This is a genomic window from Paenibacillus sp. sgz302114 (genome assembly GCF_056120345.1).
Map to the genome: position 1 here is coordinate 507,028 of NZ_JBVYOI010000001.1, position 25,017 is coordinate 532,044.

General features: G+C 50.7%; 29 protein-coding genes. 25 read left to right on the top strand and 4 right to left on the bottom strand.

Annotated elements, in window-relative coordinates:
* Positions 1-42: 42 nt before the first annotated feature.
* Complete coding sequence (locus AC0LWF_RS02300; protein ID WP_474649949.1) at positions 43-1,356, bottom strand: MFS transporter; 1,314 nt, start codon at positions 1,354-1,356, stop codon at positions 43-45.
* 137 nt (positions 1,357-1,493) lie between these two features.
* Here AC0LWF_RS02300 and AC0LWF_RS02305 point away from each other — a divergent pair, with 137 nt between their 5' ends.
* A complete protein-coding gene (locus tag AC0LWF_RS02305) occupies positions 1,494-2,060 on the top strand; it encodes a TlpA family protein disulfide reductase (protein WP_474649950.1) in 567 nt (188 codons plus the stop codon).
* A gap of 58 nt (positions 2,061-2,118) precedes the next feature.
* Here the strand turns inward: AC0LWF_RS02305 and cimA are convergent, their stop codons facing one another.
* The gene (cimA, locus tag AC0LWF_RS02310; protein ID WP_474649951.1) at positions 2,119-3,732 is read right to left on the bottom strand and encodes a citramalate synthase; all 1,614 of its coding nucleotides are present in this window, start codon (positions 3,730-3,732) and stop codon (positions 2,119-2,121) included.
* A 199-nt stretch (positions 3,733-3,931) separates the two neighbouring features.
* On the opposite strand from cimA, the gene AC0LWF_RS02315 reads away from it, so the two are divergent.
* The 6 genes from AC0LWF_RS02315 (at position 3,932) to AC0LWF_RS02340 (ending at position 12,630) form a co-directional block, all read left to right on the top strand.
* Entirely contained in the window at positions 3,932-5,221 is a 1,290-nt protein-coding gene (locus tag AC0LWF_RS02315) for a DNA polymerase IV (RefSeq protein WP_474649952.1), read from the top strand.
* A gap of 73 nt (positions 5,222-5,294) precedes the next feature.
* A complete protein-coding gene (locus AC0LWF_RS02320; RefSeq protein ID WP_116189662.1) occupies positions 5,295-5,531 on the top strand; it encodes a ferredoxin in 237 nt (78 codons plus the stop codon).
* Positions 5,532-5,699: 168 nt separating this feature from the next.
* Complete coding sequence (locus tag AC0LWF_RS02325) at positions 5,700-7,604, top strand: CHASE2 domain-containing protein (protein WP_474649953.1); 1,905 nt, start codon at positions 5,700-5,702, stop codon at positions 7,602-7,604.
* A complete protein-coding gene (locus AC0LWF_RS02330; RefSeq protein WP_474649954.1) occupies positions 7,601-9,445 on the top strand; it encodes a FecR family protein in 1,845 nt (614 codons plus the stop codon). Before AC0LWF_RS02325 ends, AC0LWF_RS02330 begins: the two co-directional genes overlap by 4 nt.
* Positions 9,446-9,468: 23 nt before the next feature.
* Positions 9,469-11,073, top strand: coding sequence for a stalk domain-containing protein (locus AC0LWF_RS02335; RefSeq protein WP_474649955.1), 1,605 nt, complete (start codon positions 9,469-9,471; stop codon positions 11,071-11,073).
* An 87-nt stretch (positions 11,074-11,160) separates the two neighbouring features.
* On the top strand, positions 11,161-12,630 hold the full coding sequence (locus AC0LWF_RS02340) for a L,D-transpeptidase (RefSeq protein WP_474649956.1): 1,470 nt from the start codon (positions 11,161-11,163) through the stop codon (positions 12,628-12,630).
* A gap of 11 nt (positions 12,631-12,641) precedes the next feature.
* Here AC0LWF_RS02340 and AC0LWF_RS02345 read toward each other — a convergent pair whose 3' ends face one another.
* Complete coding sequence (locus tag AC0LWF_RS02345) at positions 12,642-12,782, bottom strand: hypothetical protein (RefSeq protein WP_474649957.1); 141 nt, start codon at positions 12,780-12,782, stop codon at positions 12,642-12,644.
* A 194-nt stretch (positions 12,783-12,976) separates the two neighbouring features.
* Here AC0LWF_RS02345 and AC0LWF_RS02350 point away from each other — a divergent pair, with 194 nt between their 5' ends.
* From AC0LWF_RS02350 to AC0LWF_RS02370, 5 genes are all read left to right on the top strand, one after another.
* Positions 12,977-14,077 carry a quinone-dependent dihydroorotate dehydrogenase gene (locus AC0LWF_RS02350; protein WP_474649958.1) on the top strand — a complete coding sequence of 367 codons (1,101 nt, stop codon included), beginning with the start codon at positions 12,977-12,979 and terminating at the stop codon, positions 14,075-14,077.
* A 16-nt stretch (positions 14,078-14,093) separates the two neighbouring features.
* Entirely contained in the window at positions 14,094-14,897 is an 804-nt protein-coding gene (gene yjbM / locus AC0LWF_RS02355; protein WP_474649959.1) for a GTP diphosphokinase, read from the top strand.
* Complete coding sequence (locus tag AC0LWF_RS02360; RefSeq protein ID WP_474649960.1) at positions 14,898-15,338, top strand: DUF309 domain-containing protein; 441 nt, start codon at positions 14,898-14,900, stop codon at positions 15,336-15,338.
* Between the two features lie 129 nt (positions 15,339-15,467).
* The gene (locus AC0LWF_RS02365; protein WP_474649961.1) at positions 15,468-16,211 is read left to right on the top strand and encodes a pseudouridine synthase; all 744 of its coding nucleotides are present in this window, start codon (positions 15,468-15,470) and stop codon (positions 16,209-16,211) included.
* A 60-nt stretch (positions 16,212-16,271) separates the two neighbouring features.
* A complete protein-coding gene (locus tag AC0LWF_RS02370; RefSeq protein WP_474649962.1) occupies positions 16,272-17,075 on the top strand; it encodes a Cof-type HAD-IIB family hydrolase in 804 nt (267 codons plus the stop codon).
* Between the two features lie 70 nt (positions 17,076-17,145).
* Here AC0LWF_RS02370 and AC0LWF_RS02375 read toward each other — a convergent pair whose 3' ends face one another.
* Positions 17,146-17,238, bottom strand: a complete 93-nt coding sequence (locus AC0LWF_RS02375) for a dihydroorotate dehydrogenase (protein WP_090572937.1) — start codon at positions 17,236-17,238, stop codon at positions 17,146-17,148.
* A 334-nt stretch (positions 17,239-17,572) separates the two neighbouring features.
* Between AC0LWF_RS02375 and AC0LWF_RS02380 the strand changes: the two genes are divergently transcribed.
* From AC0LWF_RS02380 to hisA, 13 genes are all read left to right on the top strand, one after another.
* On the top strand, positions 17,573-18,097 hold the full coding sequence (locus AC0LWF_RS02380) for a GNAT family N-acetyltransferase (protein ID WP_474649963.1): 525 nt from the start codon (positions 17,573-17,575) through the stop codon (positions 18,095-18,097).
* A 22-nt stretch (positions 18,098-18,119) separates the two neighbouring features.
* Positions 18,120-18,575: an SRPBCC family protein gene (locus AC0LWF_RS02385; RefSeq protein WP_474649964.1), complete on the top strand. Its 456-nt coding sequence runs from the start codon at positions 18,120-18,122 to the stop codon at positions 18,573-18,575.
* An 18-nt stretch (positions 18,576-18,593) separates the two neighbouring features.
* The gene (locus AC0LWF_RS02390) at positions 18,594-18,767 is read left to right on the top strand and encodes a hypothetical protein (protein WP_474649965.1); all 174 of its coding nucleotides are present in this window, start codon (positions 18,594-18,596) and stop codon (positions 18,765-18,767) included.
* Positions 18,768-19,065: 298 nt separating this feature from the next.
* The gene (locus AC0LWF_RS02395) at positions 19,066-19,629 is read left to right on the top strand and encodes a pyridoxamine 5'-phosphate oxidase family protein (protein WP_474649966.1); all 564 of its coding nucleotides are present in this window, start codon (positions 19,066-19,068) and stop codon (positions 19,627-19,629) included.
* A gap of 43 nt (positions 19,630-19,672) precedes the next feature.
* Positions 19,673-20,239 (top strand): nucleotidyltransferase family protein, encoded by a 567-nt coding sequence (locus tag AC0LWF_RS02400; RefSeq protein WP_474649967.1) that lies wholly within the window; start codon positions 19,673-19,675, stop codon positions 20,237-20,239.
* A gap of 103 nt (positions 20,240-20,342) precedes the next feature.
* A complete protein-coding gene (locus AC0LWF_RS02405) occupies positions 20,343-20,945 on the top strand; it encodes a LysE family translocator (protein WP_474649968.1) in 603 nt (200 codons plus the stop codon).
* A 21-nt stretch (positions 20,946-20,966) separates the two neighbouring features.
* A complete protein-coding gene (locus AC0LWF_RS02410; protein ID WP_474649969.1) occupies positions 20,967-21,548 on the top strand; it encodes a GNAT family N-acetyltransferase in 582 nt (193 codons plus the stop codon).
* Positions 21,549-21,658: 110 nt separating this feature from the next.
* A complete protein-coding gene (locus AC0LWF_RS02415; RefSeq protein ID WP_474649970.1) occupies positions 21,659-22,150 on the top strand; it encodes a GNAT family N-acetyltransferase in 492 nt (163 codons plus the stop codon).
* 18 nt (positions 22,151-22,168) lie between these two features.
* Entirely contained in the window at positions 22,169-22,645 is a 477-nt protein-coding gene (locus tag AC0LWF_RS02420) for a TcaA NTF2-like domain-containing protein (RefSeq protein ID WP_474649971.1), read from the top strand.
* A 44-nt stretch (positions 22,646-22,689) separates the two neighbouring features.
* A complete protein-coding gene (locus tag AC0LWF_RS02425) occupies positions 22,690-23,187 on the top strand; it encodes a GNAT family N-acetyltransferase (protein WP_474649972.1) in 498 nt (165 codons plus the stop codon).
* A gap of 38 nt (positions 23,188-23,225) precedes the next feature.
* Positions 23,226-23,606 carry a hypothetical protein gene (locus tag AC0LWF_RS02430; RefSeq protein WP_474649973.1) on the top strand — a complete coding sequence of 127 codons (381 nt, stop codon included), beginning with the start codon at positions 23,226-23,228 and terminating at the stop codon, positions 23,604-23,606.
* 146 nt (positions 23,607-23,752) lie between these two features.
* Complete coding sequence (locus tag AC0LWF_RS02435; RefSeq protein WP_474649974.1) at positions 23,753-24,166, top strand: VanZ family protein; 414 nt, start codon at positions 23,753-23,755, stop codon at positions 24,164-24,166.
* A 32-nt stretch (positions 24,167-24,198) separates the two neighbouring features.
* Positions 24,199-24,963 (top strand): phosphoribosylformimino-5-aminoimidazole carboxamide ribotide isomerase, encoded by a 765-nt coding sequence (gene hisA / locus AC0LWF_RS02440; protein ID WP_474649975.1) that lies wholly within the window; start codon positions 24,199-24,201, stop codon positions 24,961-24,963.
* Positions 24,964-25,017 lie beyond the last annotated feature (54 nt).

The window sequence follows — 25,017 nt, forward strand, 5'->3', positions numbered from 1 at the left end:
TGGTTAGCTCCATTCATTATACGTGTTCATGCCTCGGATTCGTCAACCGCTGTCTCCGGCTGTTTGAGGCGGGTGAACGAAGAAGATGATGATGAGCAGCGCACATGCGGAAAGAGCGGCTACGACGCCGTATAGCAGCGTGTCTGAGCGTGAAGCCATCCAGCCAAACAATGGTGGACCGAAGGCTACACCGAGGAAACGGAGGCTGCTATAGAGCGACGTAACCATACCGCGGTGAGGTCGATCAACAGCGCCAGTAATGAGCGTGTTCAGACAGGGCAGGAGCAGTCCGGTGCCGAGGCTGCTGAGCGCAGCGAAGCCAATCAGCGCATAAATGCTGTGATGCAGAAATGCTGCAGCAGCTAGTGCGCCGCTCATGACAGCGAGCCCGATAATCATGAGACGACGCATGAGCGTGCCGTTGTTCTTAATGCGATGCCCCGTGATGTATGCGGTGATGACAAGGAACAGGAGCGGGATGGCGAGTACGCCGCCTTTTGCAACGCCGTCAATATGGTAAGGCGCCTTCTCGAGCAGATCAGACAGCCGGAAGAGCACGCCGAATAAGATAAAGAGTCCGAGTGAACCCGCAATAAAGGACGAGATGAGCCAGCGGCCTTTCTCGCGGAACACCTTCTTAATATCTCCGACATATTGCTTCACGGGAACAACTTCTTTGTTCGCTTTAGGTGGTTCCTTAATGAGCAGCATCATAGCAAAGAAGGAGCCTGCGCAGAAGAGCGGGAACGCGAATAGCGGCACATACCAAGCAATGAGTGCTAGCAGAGAGCCAATGATCGGGCTGACTACCTTGCCAGCGCCATTGGAGGCTTCGATAAGGCCGAGTGCTTCGCTTTCGGTGCCGTCCTTGTACATATCGCCGACGAGCGCCATGGCAATAGGTGAAGTGCCGGCTGCTCCTATCCCTTGCAGCGCGCGAGACGCGATGAGCAGCCAGTAGGAGTGCATAACAGCGCCAACGCCTGCGGCAATGCCGGCTATGCCATATAGCGCAAGCGAAGGTAATATGACAGCTTTGCGTGAATAACGATCGGATAAATAGCCGGATATGGGAATAATGAGACCAGCAGATACGGAAAATAATGTGATGACAAGGCTCGATTGGAAGCTCGTAATATGTAGCTTCTTCTCCATATCCGGGAGGATCGGAACAAGCATGGAGTTGCCCAGAACGAGGACGAGCGGCACGGTCGCGAGCGCAATATACTCCGCCCATTTTCCACCGCCAGCTTGCTTCTGCTTCTTCGTATCGTCCTTGCCGTCTCTGCTATGTTCTGCTGTACGCAGCTTGCCGGGCTTATTCGCAGCCCATTTCGATGTCGTTGATTGCTTCATTCGCGCGGATGCCCCCATGGTTGTGGTTTGACCTTCGCCCTGTAATGTGCCCATGAGCTTGAGCAACCATTCTCAGACATGGTAACATGTAGGGAGGCAATGTCGAACTAACGCAAAATGTAGAAAGAAGGCGCAATATGAAACGTTCTATCGTCTTAATCGTCATCGTGCTCGCACTCGCAGGTGCGGCCATTTATCAGAATACAGGGAAGCATGACAAAGCGCTTGCCGCTTCTAGCGATATGCTGCCAAAGCCAGGCTACACAGCTCCGACGCTGCAGCTGCCGAATTTGGATGATCAACCCGCGAATATTGGCGGTAAGCGGGACAAGCTGCTGCTGCTTAATTTCTGGGCTTCCTGGTGCGGGCCTTGTGAGCTGGAAGCTCCTGATTTGCAGGCGTTGTCGAAGAAGTACGGCGATAAGCTGGAGCTGTATGGCGTGAATGCAACGAGTATGGATAAAGAGCGGCAGGCGCGCGAGTTTGTCGTTCAACAGCAATTTACGTTCCCGATACTAATGGACCGGGATGGCAAAGCGACTGATTTGTACAAAGTCAATCAATTTCCGACAAGCTTGCTTATTGACAGCAATGGAGTCGTGAGGGAGCGGGTCACAGGGGTGATCTCGAAGAGTAAGTGGGAATCCATGATTGATAAGTGGATTGCGGTTCAGGAAGAGGCGGAGCAGAAACCAAGCGCATAACGACAAAAACGCCAGATCAGCTGATAAAGCTGATCTGGCGTTTCTCATTTAATGAATATTAGTGATTAACCAATCCGTGCTGCTCGCGCGGCTCTTCGTGGGCATTGTCAATCTTATTCATGCTAAGCAGCGCATATCGGATACTATCAACAAGCGCTTCCCAGCTCGCTTCGATGACGTTGTTCGAGACGCCGACGGTGTTCCAAGTCGTCTTGAAGTCGGTTGATTCGATAAGCACGCGGACTTTGCCTGCCGTCGCGCCTTTCTCGTCGATCACGCGCACCTTGTAATCCGATAGGTGGAAATCATTAATGCTCGGGTAGAACGGCTCCAATGCTTTACGCAGAGCGTTGTTGAGTGCATTAACCGGACCGTTGCCTTCCGCAGCCGTGTAGATCGGCTGGCCGTCGACATTCACTTTCACGATCGCTTCCGCGTTCATGCAGCCGTTCGTTTTCTCAACGAGCATCTTCATCGATTCGAGCTTGAAAATTTCTTTCATCTCGCCGAATGCGTCACGAAGCAGCAACTCCAGCGATGCATCTGCGCCTTCGAACTGATAGCCTTGATGCTCCAGCTCTTTAATGCGTTCCATAATTTCCTTCGTCTTCTCGTTGCCCGTGTTCACGTCTAGACCGAGCTCTTGCGCCTTGGAAATAATATTGCTCTGGCCAGCCAGCTCGGAGACAAGCACGCGCTGTTTGTTGCCGACCAATTCAGGACGAATATGCTCGTACGTCTTCGAGTCCTTCATAATCGCGGAGACGTGAATGCCGCCTTTGTGCGCGAATGCCGCGTTGCCGACATAGGGTTGAGCGACAGGCATGTGCACGTTAGCAATCTCGCTAATATAACGCGCTGTCTTCGTGAGCGATTGCAGTTGATCGTCGCTAACGCAGCGATAGTTCATCTTAATTTGCAAATTCGGGATGATCGAGCATAGGTTGGCATTGCCGCAACGCTCGCCATAACCGTTAATCGTACCTTGTACTTGACGTGCGCCGGCCTGAACGGCTGCCAATGTGTTCGCAACAGCAAGCTCGCAGTCATTATGCGTATGGATGCCGAGCGGCGCATTCAGCTCAGCGCGGATGCGTGAGACAATGTCATGCACTTCTGTCGGCAGCGTGCCGCCATTCGTATCACAGAGTACGATCCAGTCTGCGCCTGCATCCTGGGCTTTGCGCAGTACCGCAAGCGCATACTCCGGATTATGCTTGTAGCCGTCGAAGAAATGCTCCGCGTCGAAGATCGCTTCAACATCGTTCCGTTTCAGAAATGCAAAGGAGTCATAGATCATGGAGAGATTCTCTTCAAGCGTCGTTTGAAGAGCAGTATGTACATGGAAATCCCATGACTTGCCGACGAGAGTTGCTGCCGGAACGCCGGATTCGACAATTCGCAGCAAGCTGCTGTCTTGCTCTGCCAGGCTGTTCTTCCGTCTTGTGCTGCCGAAAGCGGTAATCTTCGCGTTCAGCTTCAGCCCTTTGGCGCGCTGGAAGAACTCGATATCCTTGCTGTTGCTGCCTGGATTTCCGCCTTCAATATAATGTACGCCGAGCAAATCAAGCTTCTGGGCGATTTTTATTTTGTCGTCTGCTGAAAGGCTGATGCCTTCGCCTTGCGTGCCGTCTCGCAGCGTCGTGTCAAAGATGGAGATAGTGTTTGCCATGATTGCATAGAGCCCCTTTCTATGTGAAACGATCCATTGTGATAATTTTTTATTATATCATTACTTATCCAGTGCGTAAATGCGACTTTCTCTCTGACAGAGTCGGCTCTAAATCAGAAGGCGAAGTTGACGGTGATTTTCGCCAAAGGTATGCTGGAAGGAGTTCATGATAGAGCGGAAAGAGGAGGTTTGTTCAGCGGTGGATAAGGAGACGGGGCAAGAGAAAACAGGGAAAAACCGCGTTATTCTTCACTTGGATATGAACGCCTTCTACTGCTCGGTGCACGAAGCAGAGGAGCCGCATCTCTATAAAGATAAACCGACCGCTGTCGCCGGAAGCGTCGAGCAGCGCAGAGGCATCATTGTCACCTCGTCCTATGCCGCCCGGAAGCTGGGCGTTAAGACCGGCATGACGGTTCGCGAGGGGCTGCGGCGCTGTCCGGAGCTTCTGCTGATCAAGCCTGATTTTCAGCTGTACCGTAAGTACTCGCATGGGTTTATGTCGATTGCGAAGCAGTACACGCCGCTTGTTGAAGCGATGTCGATAGATGAGTGCTACTTGGATATAACGGGCTCTTCCACCTTCGGTGAACCGCTCGAAATCGCGCATCAAATACAGGATCGAATCCGGTCCGAGTGGAACTTGCCCAGTTCGATCGGAATCGCGCCGAATAAGCTGCTTGCGAAGATGGCCTCTGATATGCAGAAGCCGAACGGTTTCACGGTACTGCGCATTCGCGATGTGCCGAAGCTTCTATGGGACAAGCCGTGCGACGCCTTGTTCGGGATTGGCCGCAAGACGGCAGAGAAGCTGACGAGGCTGAATATCAGAACAATCGGGCAGCTCGCGACTACGGACGAAGTGATGCTGAACAAACATTTTGGCGTGATCGGCTCTTGGATGAAAGCAGCGGCACATGGCCACGATAGCTCGCTGGTCAACGCTTCAAGGGAACGCAACAAGTCAATCGGACATACAACGACGCTGCCCAAGGATGTGAAGGAGCGCGAGGATGCGCACAGGGTGCTGCTCAATCTAGCGGATCAGACAGGCCGTAGAATGCGCCACCAGAAGATGATGGCTTCTACCATTCAGCTTGTCATGCGACGAGCGGATATGTCGACGTTTAATCGCTCCGTTACGCTAACATCGCCTACGGATTCGGCATATGATATTCACAGAGAAGCTTGCAAGCTGTTCGATAAACATTGGAAGGAAGGCGAACCGCTCCGGCTGCTCGGCATCACCCTTCAAAATCTATCACTTCAATCAGAGACAGCGGTCCAGCTGGATCTGTTCGATTATAAAGAGCAGCCTCGAAAGGATGCTTTGACCAAGACGATGGATATGCTGCGAGATAAGTTTGGCGAGGATGCCGTTCTAACAGCAGGTATGCTCGGCGACGATCCTTCTGCGTTAATTCGCAACAAACGAATTAGAGGGACATCCTTGCAAACTGACGATCATATGTTATATAGTGATGAGTGAAGGTTGTTCGCTAATTTGATGTCACAAGCACAAGTAAGCGGTTTAAAGCTTAGAACTAATAGGAGGGAAAACGATGTCGAAGTTTACATGGGTTGAGAAAGATACTTGCATTGCTTGCGGTGCATGCGGCGCAACGGCACCGGATATTTATGACTACGACGATGAAGGACTTGCAGAGGTTATCTTTGGCGGCGACGGCAACCACGGTAACACTGAAATTCCATCCGATCTATATGATGACTTGCAAGACGCAGCAGACGGCTGCCCTACAGATTCCATTAAGATTGCAGACGCTGCTTTCAACAATTAAGATCGCTTCATAGGATCGAACTAAAGTCCCATTCCTTGTTACGACAAGGAGCGGGACTTTTCTTGTTTTTTCGACAATAATTATTGCCAATGCTTGTAAAACTACAATAGAATAGAAGAAAGAATGAGAGGCAATATGATCCGTTCCAAAGTAGAAGAGGAGGTAACTATGCGAAAGCGTAAATGGTTGTTGACAACCGCAGCGGCACTGGTCATTTGCTTGTTCTGGTCCTTCCTCAGCAGTTTGGGAACTGGAGGCCCATTGAATCGGATGGAGTCCTTTCTACAGGACAAGGTAACTCAGCAGACAGACGCAGAAAGAGCGCCTAACGTCAACATAAAACTGATCAAGATTGACCAGACGTCGCTCGACAATTTAGGACAATTTCCGTGGGACCGAAGTCTCTATGCCCAGCTCATCTCGATGCTAGCGGATGCTGGCGCGAAAGCGATTGCGCTCGATGTCGTGCTTGCAGAGCCAGGGAAGGATCCCGAGAGCGATGCGCTGATGGCGGAGACGATGAGGAAGTACCCTAACGTCATTCTGCCTGTTATCTTCAATTTCAAAGCAAGGCAGGACGAGGCTGGAGAGCTGGAGACAGAGTCGATCTCCTATCCAGCGGATACAATCGGGGCAAGTCAAGACCAGCTCGGCCATATCAATGTCATGCAGGACCAGGACAGTACGGTCCGTAAGCTGACTGTCGGCCTTAAGAGCGATGATGGGCAAATTATTCCGGCATTCAGCGTGAAGCTCGCGAACTATTTGCTCGATAAGGATCATCAGATTACATGGAATGAAGATAAGTCGGGCTGGTACCGTGGCAATCAGCATATTCCGGCAGACAAGCGCAATCAGATCGCAACAGAGTTCTACACGATGCCAAGGGAAGAGATGAGCGCGGATACAGGCTATGATTCGCAATCGTTCTTCGATGTGCTCTCGGGCAATGTGCCTGCGGATTACTATAATGGCGATGTTGTCTTGATCGGCCCGTACGCGCCTGGCCTTCAGGACGAATATTTAACACCGCTCAGTACAACGCTCAAGATGTATGGAGTCGAAATTCACGCCAATATGGTGCAGTCGCTCGTAGCGGGCAAGTTCTCAACGAAAGCGACACCTGCTGTGAATTACACTTTGATCGTGCTGCTTTCGCTGCTCGCGATTCTACTATTTGAAAGAGTAACAGGCGGCAAAGCGTTTCTCGTTTATGGTGCGCTGGCAGCTGGCTATGTTCTGACATGGATCGAACTCTATCAATTTAAATCTTTATTTATTACGATTACATATCCTTTCCTAGCGATGACCACGGCCTTCGTCTGGTCGGTCGTCAGTCATTACGTTACTGAACGGCGTGAAAGAAGCCGTGTAACGAACATCTTCGGTCGATTCGTTCCGCGTACAGTTGTGGATGAAATGCTCGCTTCCGGCGAAGAAGTGACCGTGGGCGGACAGCGCCGCGATATTAGCGTAATCTTCGTGGATATCCGCGGTTTTACCCCAATGTCGGAGAAGCTGCAGCCAGAGCAGGTCATTCAAGTCTTGAATGAGTATTTGGACATCTGTACGAAAGCGGTCTTCAAATGGAATGGCACGCTCGACAAGTTTATTGGCGATGGCGTCATGGCGATCTTCGGGGCACCGATCTCGCAGCCGAATCATCCGGAGCTTGCGGTTTTGGCGGCTCTTGAGATGAAGCGCCAATCGGCGGAGCTGGAAGAGCGCTGCTTGCGTGAGATTGGCGTACCGGTAAGATTCGGCGTCGGCGTTAACAGCGGTCCTGCGGTCGTTGGCAACATTGGCTCGCAGATGCTTCGCCTCGACTATACAGCGATCGGCGATACGGTCAACTTGTCGGCACGGCTTGAAGCTAATGCGAAGCCAGGACAAATTCTTATCAGTGAAGAGACGCTGGCTCGCGTGAAAGATAAATTTATAACGCAAACGATCGGTGAAATCAAAGTGAAGGGCAAGGAACTGCCTGTACTCGTAACGGAAGTGCTCGGCGTTGCCGAGGAACAATCGGGAGATGAGCGGGAATTACGACATGTGGGGAGAGAAGGAGCATGAGTTTTCGCAGAAGCATAAATAACCGTTCGCTCCTAATGCTGCTATGCCTGCTGCTTATTATTGGGCCAGGCTCGCTGCTTGCAGGTGTGGGACATGCCTCCGCTCAAGTGATGCGCGTAGCGGTCGTCAAAGAGCTTAAAGGCACGGTGAACGTGCTCAAATCAGGTGGAGCGAAGCCATTTAAGGCATTCCGCAATATGAGCTTGAACGAAGGCGATCAAATTGCAACAGGCAAAGACGGCACAGTCACTCTAACTCTATCGAGCAGCGCTGCGGATACTGACGAGATCAATATTAGCTATGGCTCGCAAGTTACGTTCTCGAAGATGAAGGACAGCAGCGGCGCGAAGACGAAAATGAGCGTTTGGGCCGGCTCTCTCTGGGTGAAGGTGAAATCCGTCTCCAACGCAAGCGATCAGTTCGAAATCGAAACGCCAACATCGATCATGGGTGTGCGTGGGACACATTTCTTCGTGAGGGTGAATCCATTGACAGGTGAGACGAATGTCTTCCTGGCAGCAGGCGTGGTCGAATCGAGCACGAATAAAGACCGGCATAATACTGGCAGCGACTCGGGTATGTCGAACACGGTAACGATCTATCCGTCGCAGCAGTTAGGTGAAGCGAATGGCGAGGATGGGGTTGAAACTTCCATCTCTATTGTAGACCTAGCTACTTTTGTTAACGGGGCCTCACCGGACGTGGTGAAAGCGATTCTGCAAGATGCGGTATCCATTGCCGCGGAACAGAAGCAGATGATTGAGAAGGCGAAAGAGAGCATGAATACAGAGCCGAACAAAGATAACTTTGGCGGTCTCATTCAAACACCCGAAGATTTGCAGCGCTTGACTGATAACTTAACAAATCTAGTATCTATTATTGCAAAAGAAGCAATCGCGCAGAAAAAGGTAACTCAAGACGTGATTGACCAAATTAATAAAGACGTTGGCACTAAATTGATTGATTCGAAGACGACCAGCGAACTCCAGCTGACCGATAACGAGAAGAAGGAGCAGGAGCAAGCGAAAAAATTCGAAGAGCTTCAGAAGCAGCTGGCTGACAAAAAGGCGGAAGAGCAGAAGAAAAAGCAGGAATTGCTGCAAGAAGCCATTAAGAAGGCACAAGAGCTGAGAGAGAAACAAGAAGAAGCGAATAAGCAAGCACAGGAAAAGCAAAAAGAGAAGGATAATCAAACCTACTACAACCAGCAAACACCTGAAGAACAGAAGCGAATTGATGATAATCGTAATACAGTCGGATTGCCAAGCATTCCGACCGGTGGAACGAGCAGCGGTTCGAGCGGTGGAACGGGAAGCGTCAGTGCGAATTCGACGGTAAGCTTGCAGACGACTGCGAGTGGGACAATTTCGCCTGGTTTGTTCGACCTCGGCGTTGCGTTTAAGGGATTCACCGGGGCGAAGAAAATTATGGGCTATCAAATTGAAGTGGAATACGACAATCTGCACGCTCAATTTGATCATGTTACGTTTGACAGTGCTCAATGGCTTGTGAATCGCAAAGGTGGTACTTCCGGCTTCGCCGTTGAACCGGAGAACCAAACTGTACCAGATGCGAACAGTGTTGATGATTATCGTATCATTGAAGGCTCGAACGGTCATTCGACATTGCTGTACACCGTTGTGAAAATCAGCGGCAGTACGGTAGCGATTAATGAGGAAAAGACAGTTGTACGGCTTCCGTTCCTGCTGGGGGCATCGGAATCGTCAGGAACGGTGCCAGTTACGTTCAAAATCAAATCAATTACCGCCGTTGATGAGAACGGCGATGCAGTTTCAGTTATTAAAGGATCAGATCTAACTATGCAAGTGGCGCAACAATAATGATAAGGAGGGACAGAGCCTTCATGCAGAAAAGAATAAGACGTGCCGCTCTGCTGTTAGCCGCAGCGGTGTCGGTTGGTGCGTTTAGCAGCAGCAGCTTCGCTGCGGCAGGCAATGCCGCGCAGCCTTCGATCGGTAATATGGACTTATATGAAGTACATACTTTAGCGGGCTCTGGTGCATTTGATCGGGAGGACGGGAGCTCTGCTTCATCTGCATTCCGCGAGCCGACTTCAATTCTCTACTCCGCGAAGTCGGGCGGTTATCTCGTCGCAGATGCACGCAATCAGATGATTCGCGGTGTGACCGCTGCGGCAACGACTACCACCGCAGGGCTGTACACCGGAGCTGATGAATACAACGCGCCGCTCGGCAGCTTTCTTGACGGAGAGGCAGCAAAGTCGGGGTTCGACCTGCCGTCGGGGCTCGCAGCGGGTAGCGATGGCACGGTATACATCGCAGATGCGGGCAATAACAGCATTCGGAGTTTATCGGCTACTGGTGTCGTTGCAACTGTTGCAGGCACTGGAATCATAGGTTCTAATAATGGCGCGGCTGCGAGTGCGAGTTTCTATCATCCGCTTGACGTTGCGGCGAATAAGGAAGGCGTCATCTATGTCGCAGACACGCTCAACCATGTCATCCGTCAAATTAAGGACGGTCAAGTAACGACATTGAACGCACCGTCCAAACGGATTATCGAGTATTATCCGGGGGCCATTGAAGCTGTCGGCGATTATGCGGACGGGCCGCTTGCCGAAGCGAAATTCAATGAACCTAGTGGCTTGGCGCTTGACTCCAAGGGCAATCTGTATGTCAGCGACACTGGAAATAATCGTATTCGCTACATTGATTTCAAGACGAATACGGTCACGACGGTTGCTGGCGGGGTAACTAGTGAGAAGATGAATTATGAAGCGGGTTCGCCGTACACAGAAGGCGGCTTTGCAGATGGGGCTGCTGCGGCAGCGAAGCTGCATGCACCGCGTGGACTTGCTGTAACGCCGGATGGCGGCGTGCTCATCGCCGATTCCTTGAACCATGCGATTCGTTACCTCGCGAACGGAAAAGTAACGACAGTTGCCGGTACGCCTGAGGATGAAGGTATCGTTGACGGCATTGCTCGCTATTCCGCTTTCAACCGGCCGACTGACGTTGAATGGGTCGGCGGTGGTGCTTTCGCGGTTGCGGATTCTGGCAGCAATACCGTTCGTATTGTTGCTCCCTATGCCGCGCCGACAGGAATGAAGGCAGATGGCAGTATACACCTCTTGTATAATAGCGTGGAGCTGAATAGCGATGTAACGCCTGTTATTCAGAACAATATAACGTTCGTGCCTGTCCGCGTGCTGACCGAGAAGCTCGGCTTTAAAGTGCAATATGCGAATGGTCAGACTGTGCTGGGGCTTGCCGGTACAACTTATACGGTGAAGAATGGCTCCACTCAAGTGATCAAGCAGGTGGAAGGCGGATTGGCTACTACGGTGACGCTGCCGATAGCGCCAATCATCTCCAAAAACCGGCAGTTCCTGCCTGTCCGCTTCTTCGCAGAAGAGATGGGACTTGATGTGCAATGGTTATCCGATCTGCGCGCAGTTCTCCTCCGTGATAAACAGTTCGCAAAGTAAAAAAACCATTAAATTGCCGTCCGGTGCAAACCGGGCGGCTTTTTTTGCCGATATAGTACCTACATCGAGTAAATGGGGGTACTACCTGTGCAGCTGCAAGAAGACACAATGAGCTATTTAAAGCGCTACGTGCAGAACCATCCGAAGAATCGAATGGCATGGTATCTGCTTGGCAAACAATATTTGCTCGAAGGGAAAGAAGGCAAAGCAAACTATTGCTTCTTGCAATCAGGCAGTGTGTACGATGCTTATGAACGTAAAGAGCATCCACTGGCGAATCGTCCGAAAGAATTGATAGCCAAGTGGAACCGAAAGCAGAAGCTCATGATGCTCGCGGCGCGCACCTCGGCAGCGACGTTATTGTTGATGGGTCTCATGCTCGTACTGCCGGTCAGCGGGGAGAAGGATGAAGAAGATTCGCTGGCCGATATGGCTGCGAATACAAGCACGAAGGGGAATTCGCAGCAGCAGGAGCAGCAGCAAGGAAGTGCGCCGCAGAGCAATGAGCCGGGGCTTAACGTTGCAATCGTAAAGCCAGCCGGTGACAATACAATGGGCAAGGCGCTAAGCAGTTTATTGAAAGGAACAGGCGTGAAGCAGCAAACCGGCATTGCCGCGATGCTTCAGCAAGCCGGCAAGTGGCGCAAATGGACGGGGGAGACACGTCTGCTTGCAATGAGTAAACGGCAAGGCGAAGCGGATCCCGTCGCTGTCAGTTTGCTAGATGGCGCTGCATGCGACTGCCAGCCAGGCGATTCTAGCACTGCATATAAGCTATATGAGAAGTGGAGCGCACAGCAAGAGCAGCAATGGACGCTGCGCAGCGCGATTGCCCATTATCGTGCTATCAATAAAGCGTGGCCATCCGGTATGAATGATCTGACACGTCCGTATCCAGACAACGTGCTGGCAGGTACTTCGCCAGCTATGAAGCAATTGTTCCCGAAGCTGCTTAGAGAGCTGAAAGCTGGGGCGAGTTCGGATGCGGCAGGAGGCAATAAAGAAGATATGCCGTCATCTGGAAGAGGTGCTGCAGCGGGAAGTGAGAGTGACTCATCCGGTGCTGGAACGAAGAGCGAAGAAACCTCGCGAGAAGCGGATACGAAGCTGCCGACAGAGCCTCTCTCGATTATCATTGATAAAGAGAATCACCAGCTCGCCGTAATCAGCGGAGATGTCATCGTGCGCAGCTATACCGTAGGATTAGGTGGCGAGAAGACGCCAACAGGAAGCTTTTCGATTAGTGAGAAGGTCCGTCACCCGAACGGGAGGGATGATAGCGAATTCGGCAGCAGAGGAATGACATTGTCGAAGACGTTGTACGCCATTCACGGAACGAATGATCCAGATAGTATCGGGAAGGATGAGTCGCACGGCTGTGTGCGGATGAATCAGAAGGATCTCGATGAACTGTACGATCTGGTGCCGCTGGGCACGAAGGTGACAATAAAAAGCGGCGTTCTCCCCGCCGGAGCACCAGCGGCTTCCGAGCGTTTCCGCTTGAAGCCGGTGCAGGACGAGACGAACACCGCTGTCGTTTATAAGTGGCTAAGTTAGAAGCGCAGTTGTTACTTATCAATCACAATTAGTACGGCCATAATGATAACGATGACGACAAAAATAGATCCGATCCATATGAGCGCCTTCTTGTTGATTTGTTCCTTCTGCTGCTTCTTCATAATCGGTGGCTTCTTCTTCGCTTGACTCATGTGGATCAACCTTTCTCTCACAATGAATGGGTTTGTACCTATATTGTAATCGTTTTCTTATGCGGGCACAACTGGACAGCCTTGCGAAAATGTTAAGCCCGCCCCCGATGAAAGCAAGGGCAGGCTCTTTCTTTTTCCTCCCTAACACGTTAAACTGTTCGATAGAGCTAACACGAAGAACGGAGTGAACGTAAGTGTTGTATACGAAATTGGCAAAGCCTTATTTCTTCCGAATGGATGCTGAGAAGGCCCACCACATGGTAATTGATGGTTTACATACGGCAAGCGGGGTCCCAGGCATCCCCGCGCTCATGCGCGCGATGTATGGTGTTGAGGAAGCGAAGGAACTGGCCATTGACCTGTTTGGCCTCCATTTTGCCCATCCGATCGGACTGGCGGCAGGCCTGGATAAAAACGCGAAAGCGGTAGACATGTTTGCGAATATCGGCTTTGGATTCGCCGAAGTTGGAACGGTAACACCGAAGGGACAAGCAGGCAATGATTTGCCTCGCCTATTCAGGCTTCCTTCTGATGAAGCGCTCATTAACCGCATGGGCTTCAATAATGATGGAGCCGACGCGATGGCAGAGCGGCTTGCCAAGGATACGAAGCGCCGTATTCCAATCGCGGTTAACATCGGCAAGAACAAAACGACTCCGAATGAGCTTGCGCATGAAGACTATCGCGCTTGTTTGCAGAAACTGTATACCTATGGCGATTTCTTCGTCGTCAACATTAGCTCACCGAATACGCCGGATCTTCGAGCGCTCCAGCATGGCGATGAGCTGCGGCTGCTGCTCCAAACGGTCATGGATGAAATGAACGTCCAGGCGAAGCGGGCAGGCTCAGCACGAAAGCCGGTACTGGTTAAGATCGCACCGGACATGTCGAATGAACAGCTTGCGTATACTGTCGATACGATTGTAGCAAGCGGAGTGAACGGCATTATTGCTACGAATACGACGATCAGCCGAGACGGGCTGCAGCATCCGAACGCGAAGGAAACCGGCGGTCTGAGCGGCAAGCCGGTGAAGGAACGTTCGACACAAGTTATCCGCGAGGTGTACCGCCAAACAGGCGGCAAATTGCCCATTATTGGTTCAGGCGGCATCTTTACGGCTGCTGATGCATACGATAAAATTCGCGCAGGCGCAAGTCTTGTAGAAATCTACACAGCACTCATCTACAAAGGGCCGGAGCTGCTGCGCGAAATTGCGGGTGGCCTGAAAGACGCACTCCGCAAAGATGGATTTAAATCAATTTCAGAAGCAATAGGAGCAGATCATCGGTCTTAAGATAGGAGGCGGCCGGATGGACGGAAGAGACTGGGGACTATTTTTACAGCCATATGAGCAAGCAGTAGAAGAATTGAAGGTCAAGCTGAAGACGTTGCGCACAGAACTGAAGAATCGAGAAGCATATTCGCCGATGGAGTTCGTAACCGGACGGGTAAAGCGTATTTCTTCTATATTGGAGAAAGCGAAGCGTTTGTCCGTACCGATGGAGAAGATTGATACGGGAATTGAGGACATTGCGGGCATCCGCATAATGTGTCAATTCGTCGATGACATTCACCGCGTCGCAGGGTTCATTCGTATGCGTAAAGATTTGAAGCTCGTATATGAAAAGGACTATATTACGAATTTCAAAGAAAGCGGCTATCGCAGCTACCATATGATTGTCGAATATCCGGTTCAGACGGCGATTGGACAAAAGCATGTGCTGGCAGAAATTCAAATTCGCACGCTTGCGATGAATTTCTGGGCGACAATCGAACATTCGCTGAACTACAAATATAAAGAAAGCTTGCCCGACGTCGTGCGCGCCCGATTGAAGAAGGCAGCAGAAGCAGCATCCGTGCTTGATGCGGAGATGTCGAGCATTCGCAACGAAATATTGGATGCGCAGCGGGAATTTGAAGAGAAATCGAATATGTTCTCAAGCGTATTGAGTGATATTCAAGAGCTGTATTTCTTCCATCGCGTACGCGAGGCGGTACAGTTCCAGCTGCGATTCAACGAGCTCTGGGAGAAAGAAGATACATTCGGTATCCGCATGCTGTCAGATGAAATCAGATCGTCCCTTTACAGAGCGAAGAAGGGCGGAACGACATAAATGGCAGTGCATGGAGAGCGTTCATATGATGAGCGGTTTGTCCATTTTGTCGTGCTGTTTAACGTGGATCTCATTTACTTTGAATGCCATGAGGTGATGGAGGAGCTGTGGCTTGAAGAAGGCCGCAATCTCCTTTATCAAGGGCTGCTGCAGGCTGCAGTTGGCCTTCATCATTGGCGCAATGACAATTTCTCGGGAGCCGTTAAGCTATTTAACCAAGCGCTGCAGAAGCTGGAGCATTATCCTAATGTCCAGATGGGCCTTGATCTACGGCAGCTACGCATGGATGTGGCGAGAAGTCTGACGGTGCTAGGCAGCGGTACGGATGCTCGTCCAGCCTTCGTTCCATTCGAGGTTATCGTAGTGGATGATCGGCTGCGTCTGCTGGCGAAAGCGCTTGCGGAAATTCCGCTGGAATTGCGTCTTCATGAACAAGATTAGTTCCCTTGTCCCGAATCCGGGGCAGGGGATTTTTTGTTCCCATGAGACGTTAGCTTTGGTTGGTCAATAGAACGGACTTATTATACAATAGGATGAAGTGCGTAAAGACGTCTGGAGGAAATGAATGACATGGCAAAACGGATGCGACTGGATAAGTTGCTGTCAAATATGGGCTTTGGAACGCGCAGCGAGATTCGCAAGGTCGTTAAGCAAGGACGGGTTACCGTCGATGGCGTGGTTGTAAAAGATTTCGGGTTGTTGCTGGATCCGGAAGCTCAAACGGTTATGTTCGATGAAGAAACGGTTATATACAAGGATACGATCTATGTCATGCTGAATAAGCCGCAGGGAGTCATATCCGCGACAGAGGACAAGCGTGATCGGACAGTGCTTGATCTGCTCGACCCGGAGGATCAGGTGCTGCAGCCATTCCCTGTCGGCAGGCTCGACAAGGATACCGAAGGTCTGCTGCTTCTTACGAATGACGGGAAGCTTGCCCATGAGCTGCTGTCGCCGAAGAAGCATGTGCCGAAGACGTATGAAGCGCTTGTGCACGGTGATGTGGATGCGAGTGATATGGATGCTTTTGCACAAGGTGTTACGCTAGAGGATGGTTACGAGACGATGCCGGCGAAGCTGATCATTGGCGAGAAAGAGAGCCGTGAGGATGGCGTCTACAGCAGCATCACGTTAACGATTCATGAAGGCAAATTCCATCAAGTGAAGCGGATGTTCGAGGCCGTCGGCAAGAAGGTCGTTTATTTGCGCCGGATTTCGATGGGGCCGCTTCTCCTTGACGAGACGCTGCCGCTTGGCGCGTATCGTCCGCTTACCGAGGCGGAGCTGGAATCGCTTCTTAATGCACACCGTTAGTGCAGTTAAGATAAGACATAGAGATATAGACAGAGACAGAGATAGGATGGTGGGAGAGAAATGAGCAAACCGAACTATGATTTAATTGCGTTAGATATTGATGGGACGCTGTTAACCGACGACCATGTGCTGACGGAAGGTGTACGTGAAGCTGTGCGAGAAGCGGCTAATCGTGGCGCGGAGATCGTGCTATGCACGGGGCGAGGCCCGGGCTCTGCGCTTCCGGTGCTGGATGCGCTCGGATTGTCCGGCACGATGATTACACATAATGGTGCTGCGACGATCGACGCCGCTCGCCGCGAGGTTCTGCACCAATATAGCATTGACGCGCATGAAATAGCGCGATTCCGCGATTACTGCAAGAATAGCGAATTGCACTATGATTTTAATACAGCCTTTCAGATGCTGATCGACGGCATTACGCCGGAAGCGGAAGAGATGTACAAGATGTTTGAGGCGAAGCCAGTCATGCGCAGCGCGAATGAGCCGTTGCCGAATGATCTCGTAAAGTTCACCCTATTCGGAGACAAGGCTGACCTTGATCGCGTTGAAGCGGAATGGAACGGCTGGACTCACGGCTTGTCGCATATCCGCAGCGGTGAATTTTTTATTGATGTGATGCATAAGGAAGCAAGTAAGGGAACAGCGCTGCGCCAGCTAGCGCTCGCAAGAGGCATTGACCCGAGTCGCGTCATGGCGATCGGCAATTATTTTAACGATTTGGGGATGCTTGAATTCGCAGGCCTCGGCATCGCAGTAGCGAATTCGCCCGATGGCGTCAAGGAAGCAGCAGATCAGGTGACACTCTCCAACGAAGAAGATGGCGTCGCTCATGCCCTCTATACGTATGCATGGCAGCGCTAGGAAACCGAAAAACCGTCGAGGGGTCAAGCCTCTCGACGGTTTTTACAATATCGGGATCAGAGGATGTTGTTTACAAGAACAATCCGCGGGTTACGATGACCAGCAGGATAAACAACACCAAGATCACGCCAGCAGAAGTGAAACCACCGTGCATACCGGACATGCAACTTCCTCCCTTGAAAGGTATTTCCGGTGCCCTGGCTGCGATTAACCATTATGTTCGGCACCCGGTATACAACATAGTATGAAAAACAGGGCTAAACGATTGGACAGATGCCCCGTTTCATATACAATTAGGCAATTGAATCAGGGAGGATGTCCCGAATATGAGATGAACGCCGGGGAGTGATTTGCCACGGAGTTTCCGCCTATAGACGATTGCCTTATTGTTTACTGAGCTGTGCTGGAGGTACTGGATACAAAAGGGAAAAGCGCGTTTGATGTCGAATTGGTAGAGAAATAGAGGGAATGGAAACAGGACTAGGGGGAGGTCTTGCATGAGGCAAGTATTAATAAGAACGGAAACAGATGTGGATTATGCAATTGTTCGTGAAGTGAATTATTGCGCGTTCGGCAATCGAGATGATGAAGCGGATTTGGTCGAGCGCATCCGAGCCTCCGCGGAGTTCGTTCCCGAGCTGTCGCTTGTGGCGGAGCACAGCGGCAGTATTGTAGGTCATGTACTAATCAGTAAAGCCGCTATAGAAAACGGAAGTGCGAGCCATGATGTGCTCGTACTTGCTCCTATCGCCGTGCTTCCAGCTTTCCAGAAGCAGGGTGTAGGTGGAGTGCTCATTCAAGAAGGACTGAAGAGGAGCAGAGCACTAGGTTATCCAGCCGTTCTGCTTATTGGACATCCGACCTATTATCCCAAATTCGGCTTTATACCTGCGAGCAGCTTCAGCATAGAGCTTAAACAATTTCCCGTGCCCGATGAAGTGTTCATGGCGTTCGAGCTTCATGATGACGGGCTTAACGGTATTGTTGGCGAGCTAAAATATCCGGCGGCCTTCTTAGGCTAACGGTAGTACGAGGAGTAATGCGATGGTTACGGTCGAGACTGTAGTGAGGATTAACGCGCCACTCGAGCAGTGCTTTGAGTTGGCACGAAATATAGATGTGCATACCCGCACGGTTTGGCCGCACACGAAGGAACTTGCCGTTGCCGGCGTTACAACCGGACCTATCGGGCTTGGCGAGACGGTGACGTTCGAAGCAACGCATTTGGGCGTGAGGCAGCGGTTGACGTCACGAATTACGGCTTATCGTGCTCCCTATTATTTTGTGGATGAAATGCAGCGGGGCGCCTTCAAACACTTGCGGCATGAGCATCATTTTGAACGCGTGGATGGGATGACGCTCATGCGAGACCGTTTAACATTCGCTGCACCGCTAGGCGTCATTGGCTGGCTTGTCGAACGAGCCGTCTTGCGTAGGTATATGAGGAGCTTCCTTATTTATCGCAATGAACAGTTGAAGGTGCTGGCAGAAAGAAACTAGCCGAGGAGATGATAGGCAGTGAACATGGAGCTTCTGTCTAGTCATGTTGCTAACAAAGGTGTCCTTATTCATTACTTGGATTCGATACAAGCTGCCGATCCCAGTCTGACTCCGCTGCTCATCTGTCCGGGGTTGTCGGAGACGGCCGAAGAATATGCGGACTTGCTAGAGTATCTGCTTCGAGCAGATTGATCTTGCTGCGCCGATAGATGCCGTGCAGAATGCGTTGATTCTGAGAGGCGCGCTAGAAGACTCGCTGCTAAGTGACACGGACACTGAGAAGTATACTTCAATGTTCGCGCGTTGCCGAGTAGAAGCGCTTGAGCAGTCTGAGCATGATTTGATGGGAAATGAGCGAGAGAGTTGCTTCCGGTTGATTCGCAGCTTCTTTGACGAGACGCGTTAGCCCGTGACATGCAGCTTAGGCAGAGCGGAGAGGATAATCCATCCAGCGAAGTCTGAGCTTACTTTAATCAATGAGGTGATTCAGATGGGAACTGCTTATACGACGATACTGCCAGAGCATGAACAATTTATCCGTGAGCAAAAACTATTCTTTGTCGGCACTGCAGCTCAGGAAGGGCATGTGAACTTGTCTCCGAAAGGACATGATGCATTCCGGATATTATCGCCGAACCAAGTCGCTTATTTAGATTTAACCGGAAGCGGCAACGAGACGAGCGCTCATTTGTCGGCAGTGAATCGCATTACATTCATGTTCGTTGCTTTCGAAGGGAAGCCGCTCATTCTTAGACTGTACGGCACTGGCAGAGTCATTCTTCCAAGTTCACCTGATTGGGAAGAGGTTGCAGCGCATTTCAACCTCTACCCCGGTTACCGTCAAATTATTGTGTCCGATGTTAAAATTGTGAAAACCTCTTGCGGATTCAGCGTACCCTACTATTCGTATGAAGGAGAACGCGACCTGCTGCTGAAATGGGCAACAAACCAAGGCGAGGACAATTTAGTCGAATATCGCAAAAGGAAAAATTCCGAGAGCATGGACGGCTTCGTCACGCCGATAGGCAGAGAGTTTGAAGAGCGGGACAGCTAGGCTTAGGCAAACTACCTTGCGTAAAGGAGGCAAAGTAACGAGCATGCAAGCCGAAGAACAAATTTTGGAGCAAAGGCTGATCAAGCTTCTCTTGGAGCATGAATCACTCATGGATGAACTGCGTCTCGTGAGAAGCTTACAGCTGCCGCAGTGCTACATCGCCGCAGGTTATATTCGCAATTATGTCTGGGATCGGATATGTGGCTATAGAGGTCGCTCTCTTCATGATGACATCGACTTGGTGTACTATGACAGCGACCATCTCTCGCCTGTGCGGGATCATGAGCTTGAACAATACCTCATCGCCGCTACAGGCAACTCTAAGTGGTCGGTTAAAAATCAAGCGAGAATGCATACTCGGAATGGAATTCCAATTCCGTATCTGTCCACCTCGGATGCGTTAAGCCGGTGGCCGGAGATGGTCACAGCGATCGGAGTCCGATTGAGCGAAGAGGACCAACTGGAGTTTTGCTGCCCGCACGGACTTGTCGATCTGTTTCAGATGCGCGTGCAGCGCAGCCCGTACTTCTCGGATCACGGATACTATCTGGAGCGAATTGCGAAGAAAGCTTGGAAGCAGCATTGGCCGAATTTGACCATTATCACTTGAAATTTGATGGTGGGCGAGACGCGGCTAAATCGGTTACACTAGGATAGTGCAACAAAGCCTAACGAATTAGGGCAACTAGAGAGTAGAAGGGTATGTCATTGTCATGTTGGTTTGGAAAGGTATTGTTATTGGTTTATCGATTGCGGCCCCAGTAGGTCCGATTGGTCTATTATGCATGAAGAGAACGATTAACCAAGGGCGGCTGTTCGGTTTCTTCGCCGGGCTAGGCGCTGCGACTGCGGATGGGCTATACGGCTTGATTGCCGCTTTCGGATTTGATTTCATTACGAGCGGATTGCTCGCGCAGCAGTTCTGGATTAGCCTCATCGGTGGCCTTTTTCTTTGCTACTTAGGCATTCAGTCTATTCGTTCCAATGCCGCTCCGAGCGTGGAAGCGGTAAAGAGCCGTAACATTGCTGCGGCTTACTTGACAACATTTCTGCTGACGATAACGAACCCGATGACAATTTTGTCTTTCCTTGGCATTTTTGCGGGACTTCAAATAACCGGCGCAACAACGGGAGATTCACTGCTGCTCGTGCTTGGCGTATTCACAGGGTCGATGCTGTGGTGGCTGTTCCTTAGTGTTGTTATCGGCGCGTTCCGCAAGACGTTAAGCGGCGGAGCGATGAGGTGGATCAACCGGCTATCCGGGCTCGTGCTGCTCATATTCGGGATTGCCTCATTATGGCATGTGATTAAGTAATAGCAAGAGGGATGAGAGATAATGACTGGACGTATCGAACATACGCCTGCACTCCGCACGAAGCGGCTTGTGCTGCGCACGATTGATGAGACGTTTGCGGAGCAAGCGCTGGATTTCGTACTGCGAAATAGGGATGCGCTCACCGAATGGGAGCCTGCAAGACTGGAAGAGTATTACACATTAGACGTGCAGAAGCAGTTCATACTGGATGATTTGCGGAGTGTGCGCAATGGACAAAGCGCGAAATTCTGGTTCAGTGAAGCAGATCAGCCGGGCGCTCCACTGCTCGGCACGGTTACGTTGAATAATATTGTGAGAGGCGCATTTCAGTCCTGCCACCTCGGATATCGGACAGATGCTGCTGTACGCAGCAAAGGTTACATGACCGAAGCACTCGCACAAGTCATCAGTTATGCTTGGAGCGAGTTGAATTTGCACCGGATCGAAGCGAATATTATGCCCCGTAACGCAGCTTCGCTGAAGGTTGTAGAGAAGCTGGGCTTTAAGCAAGAGGGCATAGCCCGTGACTATTTGCGCATTAATGGCAAATGGGAGGATCACATCCATATGGTGCTGCTCAATCCGGCGTGGGAAGAACGGTGAGCCTAGTCTTCAGCTTTATTGGATGGGGATATTTCAGAAGATCATAGGATCGTGGTAAACTATAGTTTATATTCATTTTTGCTTTATACGGAAGGTGAGTGCACCTAGACATGCTGACTATGATTCGGTCTTGCAAGCCTGAACATATCGAGCACGAGCTTGATATTTTTAATACGAACCCACATTTCAATTTGATTTCCAAAAATAAAGCGACACTAACTGCCGAAGACATTGCTGCCGAGCTGAAGGACGCCGAACAAGCCGGGGCTGAACGATATTTGCTTCAAGATCATGATCAATTTGTAGGTATTCTTGAGCTTCTCATGCACAATCCCAAAGACAGCTGCAGCTGGATTGGACTGCTCATCATTCACGGTCGCTGCCACGAGCAAGGTTACGGCAGTGCAGCGCTTGAACTGTTTGACAGCGCCATGCGCGAACGCGGCGTACAGTCGCACCGGCTTGGCGTGCTTGTGAACAATCCGAATGCGCATCGCTTCTGGAAGCGGCATGGCTGTGTTGAAGTCCGTCCAGCTGAGCTGCCGGATGGAAAAGCAATTATGATCTATGAACGTGCTGTCAGCAGCGAGATCAATAATTAAAGAATGGAGAAAACGACCATGTACAGAAGGGCTACGCTCGGCGCGCTGCTGAGTATGATGCTGCTGGTAAGTGCCTGTACAGCGAAGGATGAACCGAGATCAGAAGGGACTGCGCTCGGGGAACAGATGGATTACTCGAAGTCAGGCGCCAACCGGACGATGAATGCATATGAAGAGTCGATGGTGGAGGCGGTCAATAAGAACCGTTTCTCACTTGTGGAAGGGCTGCTTGATCCGGATGGACCGCTCTATAGGCAGCAGGAAAGCTTGGTTCGCAGGCTCAGCTCGAAGAACATCAAGGAGAAGCTGATCCGCTATCAGATTATGAATATTCAGAAGATGAACGGGAACTACAAGTTCTATATTATTGAGAAAATCGGCGTCTACTACCCGGATGGACGTGTTGATATGAATGAATACGAGTGGATTTATACCGTGACAGAAAATTCGAGTACAGGCCAGACAAAAGTGTATAGCATCGAACGATGGGTATAGCAATAGATAACGACAACTAGATACGAAGATGAGGTGCAAGATTGATGTCAGAAATTACGTTTGAGAGTTATTCAGATACTTATTTGGAAGCGGTTCGTAATACTTACAATTACTATATCGAGCATACAACGGTTACATATGACTTGTACCCGTACACAACAGATCAGATGAAGCAGCTTATCGAACCGCTCTCGGATTTGTACCGCTCGTATGTTGTTCTCGTTGATGGACAATATGCGGGTTATGTACTTCTAACTCAGCATAAGAAGCGTCCAGCGTTTGACGTAACGGCTGAAGTGAGCATCTACCTGGATCAGGCGTTTATCGGTCAAGGGATCGGCCGCAAAGCAGCGGAATTCATTGAGCAGGTGGCGCGAGAGTTGAATTTCCACTCCTTGCTTGCTGCAATCTGTACGGAGAACACAGGCAGCGTAGCCTTGTTCGAGAAACTCGGCTACAAGCAAGCGGCGCACTATCAAGAAATCGCACGCAAGTTTGACCGCTGGCTGGACTCCGTTTCTTTACAGAAAATTTTAGCCTAATCTGAGTTTCTACCACCAGTTGAAGGCGGGATGGACGGATGCACTGGCAAACGAAGCTGAGAATTGTAGTTGCAGTTGTTATTGTTGCTGTTCTGTTCTCAAGCGGCATCCACAGGAGCAATAAGCTGCAGCAGCGGCTGGATTCCCAGGACATGCAGCTGACCGCAGAGCTGGAGAGAAGCAAGCGTCTGCAAACACAGCTTGACGCGCTGAACGGCCAACTCATTGTTGAGCGGAAGAATGTAAGCGAATTAACGACGAAGCTAACTACGGCGACGGACAAGCTAAAGCAGAACGAGACAGCATCTTCTTCGCAGACTGCAAGCGCAGAGGAGCAAACAGGTCCAATTATCCGCATAGACTCGCGAATCCCGGCTGACGCTGTTTCGTTTCTAAGAAGCCAGGAAAGACGAATGTGACGATTGGTGTGTACGGGATTAGAGGGGATCGCACAGATGCTTATGCCCTCAGCAATATTAACGGGGCAGGGTGGAAGATTACCGGCGTCGATTAAGCAGTAGGCATTCGGAAGAGCCTTCGCTCGCAAGGGGAACCGTGCATATTCATGAAGAAACTATACGCGCTTATTATGTTTGGTTATACGCTATTGCTCTTTTACTGGATGTTTATCGGCTTTGGCCGGTCAGCGGTTCATTCGGCGGAATATCGCTACAACGTCATCCCGTTTCAAACGGTACGCTTATACTTTGAACATGCAGACAGCTTCAATGCGAAATATTGGATCGTCAATATAGTAGGCAATGTGGCGGTGTTCATGCCGTTCGGCCTCATGCTGCCGTACTTGCTGGGAATGAAGCTTATCCGATTTTCGCTGCTTTTTATTACGTCGCTCTTCGTGCTTGAGCTGCTGCAGCTGCTGCTTCATCGCGGCAGCTTTGATATTGACGATGTCATTCTCAATACGATCGGCGCGTGGCTCGGATACTTGCTATATCGGATAAGTGTGAAGCGGACCTAGATGCTAGAGCTAACGAGAGAAGAGGGAACTTAATGAAATTCAGACCTTGTATCGACCTACATAAAGGGAAAGTGAAACAAATTGTCGGTGAGACATTAAGCCAGAACGAGGATCAGCAAGTCGTCGAAAACTTCGTGTCGGAGCATGATTCAGCGTATTATGCCGACATGTTCAAGCGTGATCAGCTCACTGGCGGCCATGTCATCATGCTCGGTGGCGGCAATGAGGCTGCGGCACTCTCCGCGCTTCGAGCGTATCCAGGCGGACTCCAGATCGGCGGGGGCATTCGCGCCGAGAATGCCGCGCAGTATCTCGAAGCAGGCGCTTCGCATGTTATCGTCACCTCCTATATTTTCCGCGACGGAGAGCTTGATATGGACAACCTGCAGCGCATCGTCTCTGAGGTCGGCAAGGAGAAGCTGGTCATTGATCTGAGCTGCAAGAAGCGGGATGACAAGTGGTTCGTCGTCACGAACCAATGGACAACGTTCAGCACCTTTGAAGTGAAAGCATCACATCTTAATGAGCTGGCGCAATATTGCAATGAATATCTCGTCCATGCTGTTGATGTTGAGGGCAAGCGGAGCGGAATTCTAACAGATCTGGTCGAGCAGCTGGCTCAATGGGTGACGATTCCGACGACTTATGCGGGCGGTGCCCGTTCATTCGACGATCTCGAATTGTTCCGCAAGCTCGCCGCTGGCAAGCTCGACATTACGATCGGCAGCGCGCTTGATATTTTTGGCGGCTCGATGTCTTATGAGGATGTTGTAGCTTTCTGTAAACCGCGTGCGTAATCGCATACCATAATGAGACACTTTGCAAGGATTGAAAGTGGATCGTCCTTTACG